General features: G+C 68.0%; 5 protein-coding genes. All 5 read right to left on the bottom strand.

From position 1 onward, the window contains the following. Positions 1 to 7: 7 nt before the first annotated feature. The 5 genes from OG417_RS23930 to OG417_RS23910 all read right to left on the bottom strand — a co-directional run bounded on the left by OG417_RS23930 (position 8) and on the right by OG417_RS23910 (position 21599). Complete coding sequence (locus OG417_RS23930; RefSeq protein ID WP_329260185.1) at positions 8 to 2035, bottom strand: hypothetical protein; 2028 nt, start codon at positions 2033 to 2035, stop codon at positions 8 to 10. A gap of 197 nt (positions 2036 to 2232) precedes the next feature. Further along, positions 2233 to 18132 carry a protein-glutamine glutaminase family protein gene (locus OG417_RS23925; protein ID WP_329260182.1) on the bottom strand — a complete coding sequence of 5300 codons (15900 nt, stop codon included), beginning with the start codon at positions 18130 to 18132 and terminating at the stop codon, positions 2233 to 2235. 13 nt (positions 18133 to 18145) lie between these two features. After that, positions 18146 to 18508, bottom strand: a complete 363-nt coding sequence (locus OG417_RS23920) for a hypothetical protein (RefSeq protein ID WP_329260180.1) — start codon at positions 18506 to 18508, stop codon at positions 18146 to 18148. Positions 18509 to 18517: 9 nt separating this feature from the next. After that, positions 18518 to 18862: a YbaB/EbfC family nucleoid-associated protein gene (locus OG417_RS23915; protein WP_329260178.1), complete on the bottom strand. Its 345-nt coding sequence runs from the start codon at positions 18860 to 18862 to the stop codon at positions 18518 to 18520. Next, positions 18807 to 21599, bottom strand: a complete 2793-nt coding sequence (locus OG417_RS23910; RefSeq protein ID WP_329260176.1) for a hypothetical protein — start codon at positions 21597 to 21599, stop codon at positions 18807 to 18809. Before OG417_RS23910 ends, OG417_RS23915 begins: the two co-directional genes overlap by 56 nt. Positions 21600 to 21627: the final 28 nt, after the last annotated feature.

Genomic DNA, 21627 nt, shown 5'->3' with positions numbered 1-21627 from the left:
TTCCTCGTCAGTGGCAGGACGCCTTGATCGGGGCGGCCGCGTGGTGTGCGTAGGTCGGCTGGTCACCGGCGTAGTCCACGCCCCGGTTGTCGAGCCGGATCGTGAAGGCGCCGTCCGTGGTGAACTCCCGTTGCGCGATCCAGTAACCGCGATAGTTCACCTGGTCGACGATGAAGTCGGTGATCTTGTCGCCGTTCCCCTCCGGGCCCGCGAACACGGTGTAGTGCGTCGGGTCGCCTCCCACCAGGGAGACGTCGGTGTTGCGCGGGACGAAGACGTAGAGCGTGCAGAGCCTCCTCGGGCCCGGGTCGAAGGTCCACGTCGTGGAGATGTCGGGGTCCGCGACATCGGCGTCTCCGGACATCGGCACCGACGCGTAGTCTCCGCCGCACTCCGGCCCGTCTCCGGAGCCTCCCAGCCAGCCGTCCTTCCCCTCCTCGTAGCGGCCGTGCTCCTGGTAGGACGCCGTCGCGGTGTTCTGGCAGCCCGGGCCGGCCACCTGCTCCAGAGGCCGCTCCTCCGACGGGGTGGGAGAAGGAGCCGGAGCGGGGGCGACGGCGGGCCGGTCGGCGGACGCGGCCGCGTTTCCGCGATCGCCGGCCGGGTTCTTCTCGTCTTTCGTCTGGACGTCGCTCTGCTTTCCGGCCACCGGTGACTTTTCGGCGGCCGGCGATTTCTTGGTGGTCGGTGACTTTTCGGGCTCCGAGCGCGTTTTCGTGCCGGACGGCGTTCTGGCCAGCAGGGGAACCCTGTCCACGGGAGATTTCGTCCGGTCCGGATCCGTGGTCGCCGAAGGGTGCTCGGTCGGCCGGGCAGAGCCCGACGACCTGCCGGGGGCCTCGTGGGTGGGCGATCGGTCGGTCCGCCCGACCGCCGGCGCGGCGGCGGAGGTCGTCCGATTGACGCGGGGGATGAAGCCGCTGTTGCCGGAGAAGCCGTCCGCCCCGGGACGGGCGGACTCCGTGCCGCCCAGGGCGATGTCATGACTCGCCGTCCGCTGCGCGTCGTCGTCGCTCACGTTCACCCGCGAGACCACGAAGGGAACGGATCCGAGCACGATCCCGACGAGGACCGCGGCGGCGAGCATCGGCGCGGGCGGCCGTGCCGGCCGGCGCCCGTCCGTGTCGGTCGGCCCGTTCACGTCGTCGTTTCCGCCGTCCGCGGCGGCCGCGGGCGGCGCCGATGACTCGGCGGAGCCCGTCCCCGGGTCCGGAACGGCAACGAACGCGGGGAGCACCGCCGACTCGGCGGGCTCCATCTCCCGGTCCGGCACCGCGACGGACGTGGGAAGCACCGACGACTCGCCGGGATCCGTCGCCGGATCCGGCACCTCGGCGATCGCGGGAGCCGCGGACGCCTCGCCGGCCTCCGATGCCGCGGCGTGCGCGTACGGCTCATCGCGGCCCCCGTGCTCGGCCTGCGCCTCCGATGCGGCGTACGGCTGTCCGGCGGCTTCGGGCCCGGGTTCGGCCTCGGCATCCGAATCGGTCTCGGGGCCCGGTTCCGCTACGGCCGTCGCCACGCCGTCGGCGATTCCAGGCGACCCCTCGGCGGCCGATGCGGGTTCCTCATCCGAGCCGTCGCCGGACCCGGCCGGCCGCTCGGACGGTGGCCCGGCGGCGTCCGGCGCCTTCACCGGCCTCCCCGACAGTGGCTCCAGCGGCTCCGCGGGATCCGGGAGGAGCCGGGGCGTGGGGGGCCGCAGGACGAAGCCGGCCTCGTTGACGCGGGCGTTCCCAGGCGCGGTGACGTTGCCACCCTCCGTACGGCAGGTACAGGCCGCTCTGCTCTCGTCGGCGGCGGCCTGGCGAGGGACGAGCGTCTCACCGGTGCCCGCCGCCGCGTTCCGCCGCCCGAGAGCCACGTCGGCACGTGCGCCACCGTCGCCCGGCTTCGACACGGGGTGAGAACCGACGAGATCCAACGCACCGCCGCAGACCACGCACGTCGAGGGCCGGGCCCGGGGGTGCTCCACGCGGGCACGCGCGTACTCGACCCGGGCAGTGGCCTTCTTCCGCGCCGGCCTGCGGATCATTCGTCCCAGCCTCCCGGTCCTGCCGCGCGGCATCGCCGGGCTCGCCGATGTTTCGGGTGATTCGTCACCTCTGCCGTTCACGCGCCTCTCCTAACTGGTTCACCATGAATCGGACGCACACCCGTGGCCGTCACATCGTGCCGAGACCGTGCCGCCCCATGCCATCGCGTGTTCCGGATTTCGGACCGATCGACGCATCAGCGCGGATTGAGCACCTCGTCGAACTGCTGGACAAGGCCGCCCGCTCCCTGCTCGTTCGACCCGGTACGGGGGACGTACGCGAGTTCCGGCGTCGGGGAATTTCTCGTGTCGAACGCGTTTTCATCGGCTTCATCTGATTCTTCGTACCGCCTCCGATGGGGAGGTATCAGGGGGCCCGGTCCCGCCGGTGAGCGGGCTCCGCCATCGCGGACGAACCTCCGGTCGAGCCAGTCGTACAGAACGGCCGCCTCGGTGTTGAGCACCTCCGCGGGCACCGAATGAGGGGCGTCCTCACCGAGCCCGGCCCAACGCCAGGCCAGCAAGGTGTCGAACACCGGCTGCGCGATGGAACCGCCCCAGGCCATCATCGCCCGCAAGAACAACGGCCGATCCTTGGGCGCGACCTCCAGATTCCGATAAACCCGGAACAGCCATTCGCTCTCATTGGGCGGCAGATCGCGCACCGAGTAGCCACGGGCGTCGCGCATTTCAGAAAGCCACGAATCACCACGCGGGTTTCTTCTGTACCGGATCTCCCCGAACATTCGGGTCAGGGCGTCGCGATGGTGCCGGACCGCCCGTTCGTAGACGGTCAGGATTTCCTTGAGGTTCGATCCGGAGAAGCCTTCGCCGAACAGCCGCTCCAGCTCCTTCGCCGGTGAGCCACCGGCCGTCTCGGGCCGGTCCGCGAAGAATCCGATGGCGGCCTCGTCCGGGGACATGCCGCGGATCAGCGTCGTATAGAGGCGGCGCAGGGCGCGATGAGCGGCACCGGCCACAGCCGAATCCGCTTCCACGAGCCGGGTGAAGTCACGCTCGTACGCGTCCCGTACGGAGGGCCAGTCGCCGTGGCGGTAAACGTCACCCGACCTGATCGGAACCCGCGGGACGGGATCGCTCTGAGCGGGCGAGACGATACCCGGCGTCGTCCGAACGGCCGTCGGCCGATCACCCGGCAGGCCGGATGCGACGCGCGGTGGCCTCTCCCAGCGCGGCCACCGTGGCGGCACCGGCGACTCTTCGGGCGGCCGGAGCGGGCTGCCGGCCTGGCTCGCGTCCGCGCTCAGGGACGTACGGGCCAGCGCCTCCCGGACCTCCTCCACCGGCATGTCCGCGAACGGATCCGAAGGCTCGGGGAAGAGCGTGCCCGCGACCAGCTCGTAGTAGGGATCGCCCAGCACCTCGTGGAGGAGGTCCCCCAGCTCGGGATAGAGCGTCAGCGTGTCGTACTTCGGGCTGTGACCGCTCAGCTCGGCGGTCAGCCGACCGGCCGCCTCCTCGGCCGTGACACGGCCCTCGTTCCGCTCCGACCGCAGCTCCTCCAGGATCCGCGTCGCGCGCCGGGCGTACCGCAGCTCGCCCATGGCACGGGCGTGCTCGACGAGCTCGTCGGTCTGACCGAGATAGCTCGCGTCGATGTCGGCCAAGGCGGCCGAACCCCCCATGGGGTGCCCGGAGAGGCGAGCCTCCGTGATGACCGCCACGGCCCGGCCGAGCGGGTCCGGCCCCTCCTCGCTGTACTCCCAGGTCGAGGGGGCCTTGTCGTACTCCTCCCGCAGCGCCGCCTGGACATCGTCCAGCGGGCCTTCCACGAACAGGTTCCGGTCGTTCCCGGGATCGACCCCGATCTTCGCCAGCCACTCACCGACCGTGAGCAGCCCCGGCCGCTCGCCGTCACCGGATCCCCGCGCCGCTCCTCGCTCGAACGCATGGTCGACGACGAGCCACCCCCGCGCCCCGTTCTTCGTCTTGCTCCACACCACCGGGGCGACGTGATACGCCCACCGCGCCGCCGTCGCCTGGAGGGAACCCGGGACGTCGGCCGACGGCAGGCCCAGGCCGGGCTCGCCCTCCGGGGTCAACCGGCTGACTGCGATCTTGCCGACCGGCGCGCCCCACTCCAGCAGCCGCATCGCCGCCAGGTGGGCCCGAACGTTGCAGCCGTCGGAGACGTGGTCGTAGGGCATCCGGACCGCGCCGAGCTCATGGTGCTGGAAGTCCAACTCGGCCAGCCGGTCATACCAGGCGGCCGTCTGCTCCCACGGGACCGGCTCCGGACGGGAGCCGCCGAACAGATCGTCGGCGGCACCGGCCGGCCACAACTCGTCCCACCGCTCGGAGAACCCACCGCCTTCGGGGTCGTCGGCTGAGAGCGTGTCATCGTCCGAGGTCGCGGCGTCGTCCTGCTGCTGCCACAGACCCCGGAGATCCTGCTCGAGCGACGCTCCGAACAATCTGCGGTACGCACCGCGGACACCCCACAGCGAGCGCAGGTCCCCGTCGAGCAGTTCCAGCCGGGCGAAAGCACCCTCGACGTCCTCGCGCGCGATCGTCGTGTGCAGATCACGGGTGAACTCGACGATCCGTGGATGCGACGCCGGCGACTCCCCCGGAGCGACCGCGATCCGTCCAGGTGAGGCGGCATCGACTCCCGCGAGACCGAAATAGCGCTCGACCCGCCCGACCAGCCACGCCGGCGCCCGCCCCTGCTCCACGGCGCTGCGCACCGCCCCCACCAGCGAGACCCCGCCCGAGCGCGCCCCGAACGCCTCGTCCAACGAGTCGGCCGACCGGCCATCACCGACCGAACGCCGGTAGCGGAGCTGCCGCATGACCGCCGCCACGTCCACCCGGCTCTCGCCCAGCAGCGCCGCAAGACGATCGGCGTGGAACGCCTCGGCCGGGCCGGCCTCCGACAGCGCGATACGTACGGTCGGGTCGTCACCGGCGGCGGCCGGCGTCAGGTAGAGGGCGGATGAGTCCACCGAAAGCCGGTAGGGAACCGTCGCGAAATCCGGAAGCATCGGGTCGTCCAACGCGGCGCGCAACTCATCGGCGTTGCCGACCCGGCCGAGCCAGCCGTTGTCCCCGCGCAGGAACGCGCCCGACTCGGGATGGAAGAAATCATCACCGAACCGCACCCAGCCCCCGGGATCCAACGCCTGACCATCGGCGGACCCGTCCGGCAAGATCACCTCACCGTCGCCGCTGATGCGGTAGGTCAACTCCACCGGCCGCGAACCGGACCCCTCGCCCCGCTCCGGAGTCACGGCACGGTAGTACGTCAACGGCGCCGGCCGCTCCAGCCGCCCCTTCCCGGCGGCGATCCCGGTACCCGCGACCGGAACGTCCGACACGACGCGGGGACGACCGCCCCAGCGCCGCACCCCGTTACCGGAGCCCACGTCCTCGGTCCCCGGACGCGCTCCCCCGACGCCCCGACGGGGAACCGTGACCACGAACTCGTGGCCGATCGGCCACCCCCACGCCAACGGCTCGGCTCCGACATCACGCGACCCGCCGGCCGGACCTCCGGGCAGCACCTGCCGTGAACCCCGCCCACCGCCCGGCTCCGCAACCGGTTTCCCGGCCGTGATCGACTTCAGCGATGCCGACAGTGGCGTCTTCAGGAAGGTCTTCGCGGCGGACAGCCACGTATCCCGGACGCCGCTCGGTGCCTCGGTCCGCCGAGGTTCGCCTGGCGTGGGCGGCCGGCTCGTGGCCTCGGGCGCCTCCTCGCCCGGGGCCGTCCGCGTCGCCGGATCCGTGCCGGTGGACGGGTCGTTCTGCCGCGAACTCTCCGCGATCACCTCGGGAGGGGCCGGGGTCACGGCTTTCGGCCGCGTGTCCGCGGCGGCGGCCCCAAGGTGCTCCTTGATCTGTGCGATCAGGTTGTCGCGGTCGTCCAGGGCCTGGTCCAGTACGCTCTGGGGGATTCCCAGGCTGAGGGCGCCTTCCGTCGTGGCGCCGATGTCGGTGAGGCCGTCGACCGTCTCTTGTCGTCCCCCGGGAAAGGTGAGTTCGAGGGAGAAGGCGGCGAGTACCTTGAAGAAGTCGCGCATCTGGCGCCTCCAGATGCGTGACTCGCTGCTCATTCCCCGGGCGTCGGAGGCCGACTTCCAACGGCTGTAGCTCCCGCCCAGATAGCCGAGGAACTTGACCGGGATTCCCGGCTTTTCGCCGGTGCCTTTAACGAGGAATCCGACGGTATTCCTGGATGCCTTGGAGAGCTCGTTGCCGGCGGTCTGAGTTTCGTGGTCGTAGTTTTCGAACTCACCGTCTTTGGAAGCGTAGATCCGCCGCGCCGCGAGTGAGGCGAGTCTCACCGTCACACCGCCCGGGAGAGAAACCGTCCGGCCACCGTTCGTGACGGCGTCGTAGTGCTTCGACGATGCGAGATTGAAGAAATCCGGCCCCAACTTCTCACGGGTGAGGGCGTTCGTGTCCGACGCCGCCGCGACATCCCGCCCACCGGCGTTCTCCACCGAGCGCAGGAGCGCCTTCATCACACGGAAGTCGACCGGAGCGATCTCGTCCATGGCCGACGGCCTGATGTCGAGCGGGATGTCCACTCTTCCGGTTTCCTTGCCGTCGAGTGTCGTCCCCTCCAGGGGAAGCAGGTAGGAGATGTCCTCGATCACCTCTCCGGCGGCGGCGTGCTTGTGGACGACGGAGCCGTACGAGGCGGGTTTTCCGTTCTTCAAGAACGTGTAGGTGATGAGCGCCGGCTGCTCGAACTCCGCGAGCGCCTTCGGGCGGAAGCCCTTCATGACGAGCATGTTCCCCGCCACCCGCCCGATCTCGCCGTCCGCTGTCTGCCTCGCCCCGTAACCACGCACGGAGATCGGGGCCCCCTTCAACGGCGTCGGAGTCACACCGGTGAACTGATATTGGCTGCTGGACAACAGCCCATCTTTTTGGCCGTCGATGTGGTTGGTTCGCTTGTATGACTTGAGTCCGCCGTTCAGGAAGAGTTCGCCGAGCTCGGCCTCTGTCAGCTCTCTCGCGTCCAGGATGAGGGTGTATTCGGTGGCGCCCACTCCGAACTTACGGCTCCAACCGCCGTCCTTCATCTCCACCATGGCCATCGGAGCATCCGCGACCGCCGACGACACCATGGCCGCCAGCCCGGGGCCGTCCAGTTTCAGCGCCACGTACTGAAGTTCATCGCCCAGGTCCTTCAGCTGCCCGAGCTTGCTGCCGTAACCGGCCTCTCCCACCATTCCATCGCGGAAGGCGGGCGGAGGAGTCAGGTTCATCTTGGGCTGCTTGAGCTTCTTCGCGAACTCCTCGGCCTTGCCGGTCAGGTCCTCCCATTTGTTCCGCCACTCGGGGTCCGCGAAGATCTTATTCGGCCAGAACTCGGCGATCATTTCGCCATCATGCTTGACGACATGCCCGTTCGGCAGCGTGACCGAGTGGCGGACCGCGGTGCGGACGAGCGCCATTTCCAACGTATTCGTCGCCGTCCGGTAGTTTCCGTCGGTGCGCCCTTCGGACTTCAACGCGACGGTCGCCTTTCCGGCGGTCCTCGTCGCGAGGAGGTTACCCTCCGAAGTGCTGGACAGGTCGGGATTGTGCCCCGCCCCGGTACCGGAGGTCCGCTCGTTACGTTTCTCCTGGTCGACCGTCCGGCCGACCTGCGCCTCGCGGTTGGCCTCGGCGTACGACTTGGGGAACTTCAGGATCTGAGGTTTGCCGATGGGCTCGGCGGACCATCCGACGACCTTGCCGCCGATGCTCACATCGGTACCCGCCGCGAAGATCCGGGACGTGTCGGTGCGGAAACGCGAGTTACCCATTCCCTTTCTGGTCGCCGTCTCATGGCCGCGACCGAGGCCTGCCATCACCTTGCTCTGCAATTCGTCCAGCCCGGTGGGGACGGCCGAACCCGCGAATTCCTTCCCGAGCAGCGGCGATTCCGTGGTGGTGTCGAGCGGCCGATACGGAGTGGCTCCGTCGCCGTCGCGGTCGAGAAGGTTCTCGGCGTACCAGATGTGCGCGCCGCCCTTGACGGTGCCCATCTTGTGCTCATCGAGCCACCAGACATACCGCCCCGAGCGGTCGAACAGGACGCTGTCCCCCTCGCTGCGGAGGTAGGTCATCACCGTCATCGAGGTGATGTCGCTGATCTTCTTGGTGTTCCGCCGGCTCCGGGTCTGGACCCGCTCCGCCCCCGGGTTCGGCTGCCCGTCCGCGCCCTCTGTGTAGTCCGTGCCGATGACCTCGAACGGCATGACCTCCTTCTGGAAGGCCTTCGCGTGGAACACCGTGTTGGTGTGCGCGCCGATGTTGATGTCGATCGGCATGTACTTGTCCGACGCCCGAGGTTCGCCATCGGCGTCGAAGACCAACGCGGTCCGGATCGGGCGCATCGCGCCGTCCGCGGCCTCGAGCTCGGTGACCGTTCCGGTGCCCATGAGGTCGTCGATCGATCTGATCAGCGGTTTTTCCGCGATCTCATCGACCAGGGTCTTCCAGTTCCGGTGCAGCCGGTCGTCGACGGTCAGCGCGTCACCCGTCGGGTCCAGCGTCTGCAGGTGCTGCCAGGGCGTACGCCCCTCCGGCCCCAGCGCGGCGCGGGGCAGCAGCCCCGCCTTCACGCCACCCGCGACGATGTCGTCGTACAGGTTCTCGATCCCGGTCAGCCTGACGGGTGTGCCGTGTCCCAGCCCATACTCACCACGCATCCACCAGGTGGTGTTGTAACGCAGCGCCTTCGAGGACTTCTGCTGCCTTTCGTCGGCGAGACTCTGCCGCTCTTCGCCGGTGAGCAAGTGCAGCTTGGTCCCCTTGACCTCTGCCTCCCGGAGCCGGATCTGGGCGCTGCCGCGCACCGGATCCAGAGCGAGGCTCGTGACCGTCCCCGTACGGTCGTCGCCGAAGCTGACGAACGGGTGATAGTCGGAGAACAACGCATACACCTGCGAGGTGTCCTTGGCACGGATCGCCCGCTGAATGGTCTGCAGGTGCGAATTCGACCAGGAGCGGTCCCGGGTCCAGACGAGACTCAGCCGCGAACGGTCGGCGACGGTGCCGAAGAAGAGCTTGAGCTTACTGACGGTGATGAACTTGAACGTCCACTTCTTGGTGGCACCGGACGCGCTCTTCTCAATGAGCTGCTTGAGCTGGTCGAACTGCATGTTCTTGACCGGAGCCCCGAACTTCTTCGCAGCGACCGCATCGGCGCCGAGCGCGATGTTGAGCCAGCGCTTCCCCTTCCGCAGGGGCAGGCGGGGAAGCGACTGCCAGTCCCCCGCGGCCGGCGCCGTGTGCGCGGGGACCACCAATGAGGCGAACGCGTCCTGGTTGATGAACGCGGCGATCTCCGGCTCCCAGAACAGGTACTCCTTGTCACCGAGCGCTGCACGCAGCGACTGGGAGAGGTCCCCGATGACCGTGGTCCCCTCGACGATGTAATGCTTGTTCGCCAGGTCGAGCTCTGCGACGTCGTCGCGGTCGAGTTCGATCAGGTTCCCGTCCGCGGCCTTTTCGCCGAGGTGCTTGGGCGTGTAGAGCCGCACATCGGTGATCTTCCGATCGCCGTTCACGCGCCATTCTTCATGCCGCCAACGCCCCGTTTCGACCTCGTTGATCTTCGCTGCCCAAAAAGCACGAACGACGAGGTTGTAGGACTTGTCCGCGGGCTTCATGTAGTTGTAGGAACCCACCGAACGCTGGTAGTCGTTGCCCCCTTCCCTGCCGTAGCTGCCGCCACCTCCCGCGGTCAACGAGAGGGAGAAGCCGTGCTCGCCGACGACGGGCCCTCCCCGCCCCTCCGGCCCGGCCGCCCAGCCCTTCCTTCTGGTGCTCCCGGGCCCGAGGTCGGTGGTCATGTTCGCGCGCTTTTCCAGCTTGACGTCCTCGGGATCACCCACCCGGGCCGGCGACTCGACGGCGTGCATGCTCGGCTCGATGAGGTACTTCTTCCCATCGACCTCGACCGGCAGCCGCGCCCGGCGGTCCCGCAACCCGCCGAACCCCGACCGCAGGACCTTCAGCAGGGTCTCCCTGCTGATCGATGCGCCCGGCACCAGGTCGTTGATCCACTGGTGCAGGGCATCGAAGTCCTCCGGTGACATGTCCCGGTAGTAGGACAGCCCCGGGATCTCCTCGTTGCGATCCGCCACCTTGGCCGGGTCACGCCGGTTCGGATCGCCGCCCGGAAGAGCCGGGTTCCAGCGGCTCTCCATGGCGGCGCGCCGCAGGTCCACGCGGGACGGCAACTCCCGTGACGAGGAGGCCACCGCCTTGAGCTGAGCCGCCACCGCACGCAGGTTCCCGTGCGTGGCCTCCGCACCGCCGAGCAGATCACGCACCATCGGCGCGTACAGACCATCCAGGTCGAACGGCGACCGTTGGCCGCTCGCCGGGTGGTCACGCTCCTGGACCTCCACCAGCCTGGCCATGTCCTCGGGCCGCAGCGCCGAATCCGCCCTCCTGAGCCGGACCCACAACGCCGCGGCCTTCGCCGCCTTGCCCTGGTCCCCCCCGGTGTGCGCCGCCATCCGCGTCACCATCTGCTGCCACGGGTCCCCTCGCTCGCGCATCGCGGCGGCGAGCGTCGCCATGGTCGGTTCGGCGAGGCCGGACGCCGCCGCGATCAGCGACTCGATTCGCTCGCGGCGCTGTGGGTCGACCGCCTCCGGGCCGGCCAGCCTCTCCAGCATCGGAGCGAGATCATCGAGGCGTAGCCGCCCTTCCACCTGCCGGTACCGATCCGCGAACTCCTTCTGGAAGATCTGCGACAACGCACCGATCCCCCGGGACCACGGCCGGCTTCCGGACTCCACCACCTCTTCGACGCCTTCCGGGAACCCGTCGTAGACGTCGTGCGCCAGGCCGACGACCGTGAGCTTCTCGGCGTCGGCGGGGACGCTCCCGTCGTCGGTGAGCCGTACCGCCCGGTTCCAGCCCTCGTCGATCAAAAGTTGCCTGACCTCGGCCAGGTCACTCTGCCGCCCGGGCGCCCTCGTACCGGGGTCGGTGTCCGGAACATGGTCTTGTTCGCGCTTCGTCCAGGCCAGCGGTGCCACCGCGCGTTCGGCCGCCGCGACCCAGACCCGGAGTCTGCGGTTGTACCGGGTGACCCTTCCCTCGCGCGCGGGCTCGGGGTGGTCCACCGGCGCCGTTCGGGGAGCAGGCGTGTAGCTTGCGCGCAGGCGCGACAGCGTCCGCGGTCCCCCGGCGTCGCGCAGCTCCCGCCATCGGGTCCCGATCTCGGTGACCGCGTGCGCGGTGATCTCGGTCTCGCCGGTCACGTCCTCGACCAGCCGCCGCAGCAGCGGAAGGCGGATCGGCCCCTCCAGCCTGGCCACCTTGCCACGGTAGAGATGCCCGATCGCATCGATGATCTGCTCGAACGGGTCGCCGTCGCCCGCCCGGATCGCCGCCGCGACGTCGGGGAGGTCCCGGCGCAGCCCCTGGACCTGAGCGCCCAGCTCGCCGAGGTCCTCTCGGCCCAGTTCCTTCCGGAGCGCGTCGAACGCCGCCACCGTACGCATCGCGGCAGGCGTCACCGGACCGCGTCTCGCCGCCTTTCCGGCCAGCCCCGCGAGTTCCCGCACGCTCTCCACGGTCGCGGGCCGCCGCAGAACCTCCTGGCTCAACCGCTCGAAGTCACCCAGCCGCACCGGATCACCGTGCGGACGCACCCCGGGCTCACTGACCCGCAACGCGTCCACCAGCGCGCCCAGCGCCGCGTACGGAATGGCCGTGCGCCCCGCGGCCGAGGCGGCCGACACCTCCGCGGACCGGCCGACCGCCGGCCCCTGGGGCCGGGCGACCGCCACCGCTTCGGACCGCACGGCCGCCGACCCCTCGGACTGGACGGCCGCCGACCCCTCGGACTGGACGACCGCCACCGCTTCGGACCGGACGACCGCCGGCTCCGCGGGCGAAGAGGTGGTCATCTCCACGGACGAGGAGACGAGCACGTTCATGTTCAGCTCGCGGTGCAGAGCGGACACATCCCGTACGCGCCGGGACCCGCCCGGCACCAGCCCCTTCCAGCCCACCATGGTGAACCGTCGCCACGGGTCGGCGGACGGGACCGACTCCGTGGCACGCGCGGCCTTCACCGCCGCGACCGTGGGCGCCCCGGCCTTCCGGATGAGCTTGATGAGCTCCGCGGCGGCATCGGTGTTCTTCACGGGCGCGCCCGCGCCGAGAACATCCGCGGCCATGCGACGCACGTCACCCGCCTGCAACGGCGGCAGCGGGGCGGTACGGTCCTGGGTTCCGTCCCGCAGCAGCTGTCCGAGAAGGTACAGCTCGGCGATACGGCCCCGCCGTCCCAGGGCGAGCTTCCCGTCCAGCAGGTGCTGCAACGCGAGCGCGTCGGGGGTGGCCGTGCTCAGGGTCAGCCGTTTCGACGCCTTGAAGCTCAGATTGATCCGCCGGACACCGATCTGGAGAGTCCGCGGCTGCCGGCCCGCGGTCGGAACCCGCCCGGCGGCCTGCTCGATGAGGCTCCGCGCCCACGTGTTCCGGTCGCGGTCCGGCGCCAGCCTCCCCTCCAGGTTGGTGAGCGTGACTTCCCGGCCCCGTGCCCGCAGATCACGGGCGGCCTGCGCCAAGTCCTTCGCGTGTTGCAGAGTGACCTCGGTGGCCTGCGGGTCCAGCGTGCGCCGTACCACCGGGAGCAGGTGCGCACGTTGGACATCCGGCAACGGCTTTCCGTCACGTGGCTCCCCGGCGACGAGATCCGCGTACTCGCCGGGGACCAGCGCCACCACCGCCTCCAGCCCGTGGAACGTCTCCTCGGGGCCTGCGGTCAGGTCGACGGGGTCGGAGATCTCCTCACCGAACAGCCTCTGCATCGCGGCCTGCTGCTCGGTCTCCAGCGCGTCGCGCCGGATCTCGGTCCTGACCGGGATCTCTGAGGGACGCCGCGAGATCCAGTAAGCGCGCCACAACGCGCTCAAGGTCAGCCGCCCCCTGGGGGTGAGCTCGGCATCCGGGGCGACGCCGGCGAGCGCCCTGATGTTCGCCGCCCGGTCGTCGCCCGCGGCGGAACCGAGCGCGGGCTTCAGCCCGTCGAAGGACTCCAGGCCGAGCGGGCCCTCGCGCGACGCCCGCTGGTCGAGCGAATGCACCAGGTCGGCCAGCCGGTACAACCCCAGCAACTGATCCGTCCGGCCCGGATCGACCCGCCCGTACACCTGAGCCTGCAACGCGAGCAGCTCCGTGGCACGCCCGCTGCCCAACCGCGGCGGGAACCCCAGAACCGCTCGGGCCTTCGCCTTCTCGCCGATCCCGATCCCGTGCGCCTTCGCCAGCCGGTCGAACGCGCCCCGCCGCACCACCGCCTGCACCGGAAGCACCTGGTGCCCGGCCAGCCCGACGGTCGCCGACACCTTCTCCGGCAGATCACCGGCGGCGTCCGGCCCCAGCACGCGTCCGACGAACGCTTCGACGTCATGCCGGGTCAGCGGTGAACGAACGTCCTCGTCCCCACGCGTCTGCCGGATCAGGTCGCCCAGCACGTGCAGCTCACGCAACCGCCCGCTCCGGGCCAGGTCGACGCGGCCGTCCACCAGATGCTGCAGAACGACCGCGTCGGCGACGGCGTCCGCCATCGGGGTCGCCGGGTTCCGCCTGACGAGCTTCCCCCGCATCCTGGCGTACGTCTGCCACGGCTTCGCATCGGCGTACGCCTGCCGCAGCCTCCCGTCGGCCTCCTCCGGGGTGAGGTGCCGATCCGCGCTCACGAGCCGGCGGGCGAAGGCCAGCCGGCTGCGACCGTTCCACCTCCCACCGACGTCGGGTTGCCACGCGTGCTGCTCCAGCGCCGCCACCGTCAGCCGATGGCCGTACCCGTCGATCCTCTGCGCCGTCCTCAGCAGGACCCGCAGGTGATCGGTGGTCACCCGGTCCGCCGTCGGATCCAGTGTCTCCCGCACCAACGGCAACAGATCATCGACACCGACCGGCCCGTCGAGCCGCTCGGCCGCCACCGGCCACCCCTCACGCAGCAACCCGACCAGATCAAAGACATGCCGCGCCGAAACGGTAAGAGCTTCCGGAATCTCCGCGTCATGTTCCTGCAAGTCGTAGAGAAGCCGCTCCGCTTCCGACCACCGGAACAGATCGTGAGCACTGACCTCACGTCCCGTCCCGGCCATCGCCCGCCCGACCAGGTCCACGAACTCACGGACACTCCAGTCGTGGTCTTCACCGAATACGCCGGTCAGTACCGGCGCCAGATCCGCTCCGTTCCGGACATCAGGGAGGAGATACTCCTCCCGTGCGATCTGAACGATGCGCCGTAGCGTTCGGGCGGCACCGTCGCCCGGCGCAGCCGTGCCGTACACCTCTCTGGCCAACGCCCGCTCGACCGGGTTCCTGCCATCGCCCGGCAGCCGCCCAACGATCGGTTCCGCCGGAAGGATCTCATCGTGGGCCGGCACGGTCGGCACGGACGGAGCGGGATGACCGGACCCACCGGGAGCCAGGCCCGTCGCCGAGTGCTGCGCGGAGTACGGCGGCACACCGTGACCCGGCGGCTGCGCAGTACTCCCCCCGGGCGGTGGAACACTTCCGGGTTCGTGCGCCCAGTCCGCAGGGGGACCTTCGAAAGGAGCGAGCCAATGATCCGGTGACGGGTACTGCTCCTCCCAGCGCCGAATGGGACCTCTGATGATGTGGGTCTCCAGCCGGACCGGCCCGTTCCCGCGCGGCCGGATCATCTCCCAGCCGGCCGGCTCCCCATCATTGGGATCGGCATCCAAGTGGAGGATGCCACGCGTACCCGGTCCTTCTGACGTCAGGGCGACCCGGCCCCTCGGCCGCACAATAGTGATCCCGTATCGGTCAGCGATTTCTCGCTGTAGCCACTGCCCTGTGTCTCTTAGCGAATGCTCGGCGAAGCTGGCTTCCAGCAGCACGGTCTGGTAGTTCTCAGACCGTGCCGCCTCCACTGCCATCTCCACCTCAAAACGAGACAGTCCGTCGCCGACAACGCGCGCCGATCCGGCAGCCTGGCTTGGCAACATGTGCGCGACCGCTATCGGACCGTTGACCGGATCGTTCATCCACTGGAAGTGATCATTGCGCGAAACCGCGCCCCACCGATCGGGGCGAAGAATGTGGTCGTCGTCGTAGCTGTAGATCACACCGACCCATTTCTCATCAGGGTCGTCGTTCACATACAGGTGCTCATCGGTACGCACACCTGGCGAAGCACCAACATGAGCAGCGGGTTCAGCTCCGCCGGAGCCATCGACTCGGTCCCAAAATGCTCTGAGCCCCAAGAATACGTTATTTTCCGCTCGTGCACTCTCTCGCGGATTTAACGGCGCAGAGAATTTGACATCTCCGGGGAGCAACGACTCGTAAATCGGCACCAGCTTCGGCATGTTACGCCGGACCCATTCTCGGTCGTTGTGCGGCAGGCCAGTTATTAGGTCGTTACCGGCATGCCCGCCTACCCAGGCAGCGAACCCCTCCGCGAACATTTCATACTCGTTTGTGAAGGCATAGCTTTCCATGCCAATCGCGTTGTACCGTGGACCGTTAGGCCCCTCCCCGGAAACAAGCATTTCCCGGTACGCGGCGCGCACGTCTTCCTTCTGCTCGTCACTCAGCACGTGCTCATGCAGGGAGTGCGCAACCTCATGAACCGTAGTGTCCTTACCCTCCGCTTTGGGGACCATCACGCTACCGAACTCACCAAAAAGGCTTTCCTCGCTGATGCCCGTGATGAGTCCATAGTGAAGCCCCCGAACATGGTTGTACGGGGAACCACCGCTAGTGAATTTGCCATCGAAAGCGCTGAACTCCGGCAAAGATGTCAGCGTCTGATGCCTGGGCACCGGGAGGAACCGTTGCCCCTTGAGGAGCAGCGTCCGCGCAACGTCTGGATTCTGAAGCACGACCTTCAAAATCCTGTGCATGGCGGATCTCGCCGCGATCGGCCGTTCGATCCCTGGCGGAATATCGATCATGAGGTTCGTCGCCACCGCCACGAACTCCCCTAGCGCCTTGGCCCTCTCCGGCGTCCCGGCACCCGCGTGACCGAGCAACGTCCTGCGCAGCGTTTCCACGAAACCCTGATCAGTCGCCAGCCGCACCCGCTCCCACGGCCGCATCAGAGCCGGCACGGCCTCCCGATCCCGCGGCGGCATCTTCGCCAGGTCGAGCGCCGCCTGAACGGCCTTTTCCGAAGAGACTTCATCAGGGCGCAGCCGCAGCCACCCGAGATCGTGAGGCGTCGACGCCCCCGAATGGACGGTCGGATCCGCCGCCGACGGCGGCGAATGGCGTGGTGGACCCGGTACCGTCGGTCGGGATGGCGCCGCCAACGGCTGGACGGAAGCCGCCGTACGATCGGCGGTCCCCTCCGACCGAGCGGCCGGGCGAGAGCCGGCCACCGGCGAAGTGGCCGGACGCGCGGTCCGGGAATCACTCGCCCGGGCAGCGCCGGAGTGGGCGGCCGTCCCCTCCTCGATGGGCCGACTCAGAGCGGCGGTGTCGAAGCGTGCCGCTTCCTTGCCCTTCTGGCCTGCTCCCTGCAGTACCTCTCCGATGTGCTCGGCCTGAAGCGTCGCCACGGACACCGCGTCCACGTCCGGCACGTCCACGTGCGTCCGCGACGACGCGTCGGTGACCGGCGAATTCTCCCCGTGCGTCGTCAGTACGCTCGGCGGGCGGGTGGCCGTGTGCACCCCGCCGCCCGGTTCCCGCAGGGCGTCGCCGGAGCCTTCTCTGGGCGGGCCCATGGCGATCTCGGGAAGGGTCGGTGTCAACCCGAGCCGCCTTATGTACCGGGCGGCCATCGGGGGCAGATAGCGGGCGGTAGCGCCGGCGCCGATGTTGAGAAGTCCGGTCTTCCAGTCGAAGGACATGTTCTCGGGGTCGAAGATCGCCGTCTGCACGAACGACGAGAACACGCCGTTGACGAAGTCGCTGGCGGCGTTTCCCAGGCCCTGTGTGGCATAACGACGCAGGCTGTGCCGCGCCTCGTCGAGGGACCGCGTGATCGCGATCGGGTACCGCCGGGTCAGGGCGTCACGCAGCGGCTCGTTGAAGTACGCCGCGTGGTTCGTGAAAGCATCGGTGAGAAGCGGTGAGATATTCGCCCTTTTGAGATCAGCGAGATTCAGACCGATCTTCTTGCCGAAATCGGAGCCGATCGTCTTCGCAGTATCACTACCGAGCCTGTTTCCGTCGGAGTCGACAAGATCGGCGAAATATTTGGCGAAAAGGTCGCCGTAGCCGTTCGCGAGCGCGTCCACCTTTTCCGGCTTGAGTGCGGGTGGCGGGTGGTCACCCATCGACGTGAGGTTCGGCGCGTGGTCCGCCACGAGGCCGGCGAGGTCACCCGAGAATCCGTCCCCCAGAGAGGAACCCTCTCCGAAAGCGCCGGGCGGAAGATCATCGAAGATATGTTTGAGATCGTTCTGGAGAACGGACTTGACGTCGGTGACGAAGTGATTGACGAGATTCCTCACCATGACGTCGCCGATCCCGAAGATGGCACCGCCGGCCGCACCGCCGATCCCCATCTCCAGCAGGTCCTCCCCGTTGACCCCCCGGCCGGAGGCCAGGTCGGCGGTGATGGCGAGGCCCTCCGCCATCGCGGTGCTGATGGCCACGGGACGGCCGACGTTGTCGACCAGCCACTTGAGGAGGACACGCCAGAACGCCTGGGCCTCGGCCACGTTCTCCTCCGCCGCCGCCTCCGAGGCGCCGCCGGTGAAGTACGCCAGAATCGCCGCGACCATCAGCTCGATGAAAAGCTCCGCCGCCTGGGCCAGCAAGAGAATCTTGGTGAACGAGACCTTCCCGTTGGTGTCGCCGAGCATCTTGCCGATGTCCAGCGCGTTGGCGCTCAGCTCCTCCAGCGGCCCCTCACCGGAAAGGAACTGCTTGCGCATCACCTGCGTGAAGTAGTCGACCCATTCACCGGCCCCGGCGCTGCTCACACCGCTGATCGCGTTGAGTATGTCCTTCGGAAAGGTCTCCCCGATCGTCGCGGCGAAGGCCGTGAAATCATTCTCCAGCCTGGCGCCGGTACTGATGCTGTACGACGGAAACGTGGTGGCGCAGATGAGTTCGACGATCCAGCGCAAACCCGGCGGGATCTCGGGATCTGGATAAACCTTGGCAGACACGTCAGATCACACGCTAATGACGGTCACCGCCGTGGGGCCCCTTCCCTCCGGAAGGAACCTGACGACCCAGCTGAACAGCCTGGTTCTTACTGTTCTCTTCGGCGGTATAGAGGTGCTGAGCGACCTCGATCGTCATCTTGGCGACGTCCTTCATCCCTTTGTGCACCAGATCCACGCTCATGCCGAGCCCGCTCACCGCCGGCTTGAAGGACAGCATGAACGCTTTTCCGGTGGGGTCATCGGAGCCGTAGAAATCACCGGCCGACTCAACGGAGCTCAGCACCGTCTCATGCAAACGCTTCAACCTGTCGGCCGGCCGAGTGATCAGGTATGAGTACCTGGCGATCTCGTTCGGGACACCACCGGTCACACCCATGACGAACTCCTACTCTTCGTTTCCGGTCTCATCCGATCGCCCGGCGAACCCACCGACACGCACGCCCATCCGCTCGAACAGATCGGCCAGGTCCGGGGGCAGCGGTATCCGGTGCCTGCGCGTGTTCCCGATGTCCCGCAGCGGCGCCAGGATCTCGTCCACGGTGGTGGACATCTCCGCGTTGGCCTCCCCCACCACCTCGGTGATGGCCGCCGCGAGCTGCGCCGGAGCCATGGTGCGGTACTTGGTCGTGTTGAACTTCAGCCCGACCAGTACCCCGCGGCTGTCGACGGTGGCGCTAACCATGTGATCCGTGGACGTCGCGGTCGCCTTCCGCCGTTCGAGGCTTGCCACCGCCTCGGCCGCTCGGCTTCTTGTTTCCGCCAGACGTTCCAACGCGGCGTCCAGCTCCTCCTGTAGATGGGATTCCACGGCCCTCCCCCTTCTTGTCGGAATCACGTCTAGGCCGGCCGAGGACCGCCGGGGCCAGATCCGGTTCGGTGCCCCATACCTCCTCGTCCTCGGCGACCCATGTGGTCCGCTCGCGCTCACCGTTCTGGCCCCCGCCCATGCCTCCCATGCCGCCCATGCCCATGCCCATCCCCATTCCGGGCGGGTACATCGGAATGCCGGACGCGGCCGGCTGACCGCTCGACGCCGCGGCGGCGCTCTCCAACGGACTGACGCCGCCGGTGCCGTACGGGCTGCCGAGATCGGAACCGACCGGATTCCCCTCCGCGTCGACCATCTGCGGTGAGACGCCCTGCACCCCGGCGTTCGGCGTCGTGCCGCTGGAGCCCCCGTTGAAGAAGGCGGACGTGGGGCCCTCCTCCGACGGGGTGAACTGCGTCGGCTGAACCGTGCCGGGCTGGGTGAGCCGGTGGCCGTTCTTGTCATAGGCGACGTTCGGGAGTTCGTGCCCGCTCTTGTCGTACGGATGGGCGATCGGCTGTCCGCTCCCGTCGACGAGCTGACCATGGGCGTCGTAGTGCGCTCCGGGGATCTCGTGGCCGCTCGCGTCGTAGACCGGCGGCGCTTCGATCGTGCCGCCGGGACCGTAGTGCGACCCGCTGACGGGCTGCCCGTGGGAGTCGTAGGCCACGGGAGGAACGGGCTCCCCGTCCGGACCGACCAGGTCACCGTTCGCGTCGTAGTGCGACCCCTGGATCGGCATGCCGTCCTGGTCGTACGCGACCGGGGAGACCGGCATTCCGTCCGCGCCGACGAGGTCGCCGTTGGCGTCGTAGTGCGACCCGGCGATCGGCGTGCCGTCCTTGTCGTAGGCGACCGGCGGAATCGGCTTTCCGTCCGGACCGACGATCTGGCCCTTGTCGTCGTAGTGGGACCCGGCGATCGGCGTGCCGTCCTGTTTGTAGGCGGCCGCCGGGATGGACTCGCCGGTGCCGTCGACGAGGTTGCCGTTCTTGTCGTAGTGCGCGCCCGCGATGGGCATTCCGTTCATTCCGTACGCCATCGGCGGTACGACACTGCCGTTCGGGGTGAGGACGTTGCCGTTGGAATCGATCGTGGCGTCCGGGATCTGATCCCCGTTCTGATCGTAGATACCGCCTCCGGCCGGCGTGTCATTGCCACTGAACGTCGGGGTGTACGCGCCCGGCGCGATATTTCCTACGGAGGAGGTGTCAAGGCCTCCACCAGGCGGCGTGACATTGCCGAAGTCGTTGCCGAAATTGTTCAGACCCTGATTGATACCGTCCCCGAAGTTGTCAACGCCGTCACCGAACTTGCCCAAGCCATCATTGATGCCGTCGCCGAGGTCGCCCAGGCCCTGGCCGAACTTGTCGAGTCCATTATTGAGATCATTGCCGAAATCGGACAGGATACCGTTGAGGTCTCCGATGGATCCACCGGCGTTGTCGCCGTTCTTAGCATCGTCCTGCGCGTGCTTGTTGTTCGTGGTCATGTTGGGGTCGTGGGCACCCTGCCAATCGATCCCGTCCGGCCGCACGATATGGGTGAGCGTCGTCGTCGCCGAAGTGTAGGCGTCTTTCAGCGTTTGATAGGCCTGCACCGCCGCCTTGTCCAGGGTCTGGGAGAGGTGAGCCGACCAAATGTTCTTTCCCGCCTGCTCGAGATAGGTCCAGAACGAGCCTGCCGGATTGACGTCTCCACGGTAGGTGCTCGTCGGTCCGTCCGGTGTCGCGGTGGCCGGGAAGGTGAACTCCACCTCCGGGCCGCGCTCATGATGCCTTTGCGCAACCGGCTCGTTCAAGATGGTGACGGTGTCAATAGCATGAGCGAGAGCTTCGTCCGGGTAGAAGAATCTTCCGCTCACCCACGCCTGATAGCCACTTCGCAACTGCGCCAGGGCGTCGGTGATACCGCGCTTCACCTTGTCCACGGCATTGGCCTGCAGGTTGGTCTTCTCGCTGCCGGCGCTCAACATTTCCGTTGATCCGCTGTTCATCTGGTTATAAAGCGATATCAGCGAGTGCACGAGACCATCGAGAATATGCCAGTACGTTCCGGCGGCCTGCCCGTCCCATTCGGTATCCGGCTTGGCGATCTCATCTCTCCACTGGGAGACCGTTGGTATATATCCGTGATCCGTCACGAGATCATTGGTGAAACCGGAAAGGCCGTTGAAAGCGTCGGTCAGCGATGCGAGGCTGACCGAGCTATTGCTCTGATTCGCATACAGCCCGTTAATGATCTGGAGCGAGTTATGGTGGAACTGATACCACGAGCTGTCCGACGGCACCGCGGCCACGCCGTTCTCGTCTCTGGCGTTGAAGTTGTAGCTGTCGATGAAGTCGGAGGCTATGAAGCCGAATCCATCCGTGGTCGTCGCCGGTCCGGCGGCTATCATTCGCTTGTAGTTGCGATCGTGGTGGTGACCTCTGGGCGGCGAAATCTTATAATAGGAGGAAAAGACATACTGGAACCACGGAGCCTGCAAAATCACCTTACGACTCGGTGGAGCGGGCATCGTTCCACCACCGTCGCCCGGGTCGGAGAGGATCGCGAGCACCTGCTCCCACAGCACATCCTGGCCTGCGGCGGTAGGCGGATCGGCAAAAGTGACCTCTGGCGGCTTGGCGTCATAGGTCTTCTCGTTCTTTTCCCCCACGCGACCTCTCCCTTCAGGGAGAATTGAC

It is taken from the genome of Actinoallomurus sp. NBC_01490 (genome assembly GCF_036227085.1).
Classification (GTDB): Bacteria; Actinomycetota; Actinomycetes; order Streptosporangiales; family Streptosporangiaceae; genus Actinoallomurus; species Actinoallomurus oryzae.
The sequence above is the reverse complement of the archived record's forward strand: the minus strand, read 5'-3'. Positions and strand labels throughout refer to the sequence as shown.

Bases quoted from the DNA above. Each gene is read 5' to 3' on its own strand.
- OG417_RS23930 (WP_329260185.1), bottom strand. From the start codon at position 2,035: ATGATCCGCAGGCCGGCGCGGAAGAAGGCCACTGCCCGGGTCGAGTAC.
- OG417_RS23920 (WP_329260180.1), bottom strand. From the start codon at position 18,508: ATGGGTGTGACCGGTGGTGTCCCGAACGAGATCGCCAGGTACTCATAC.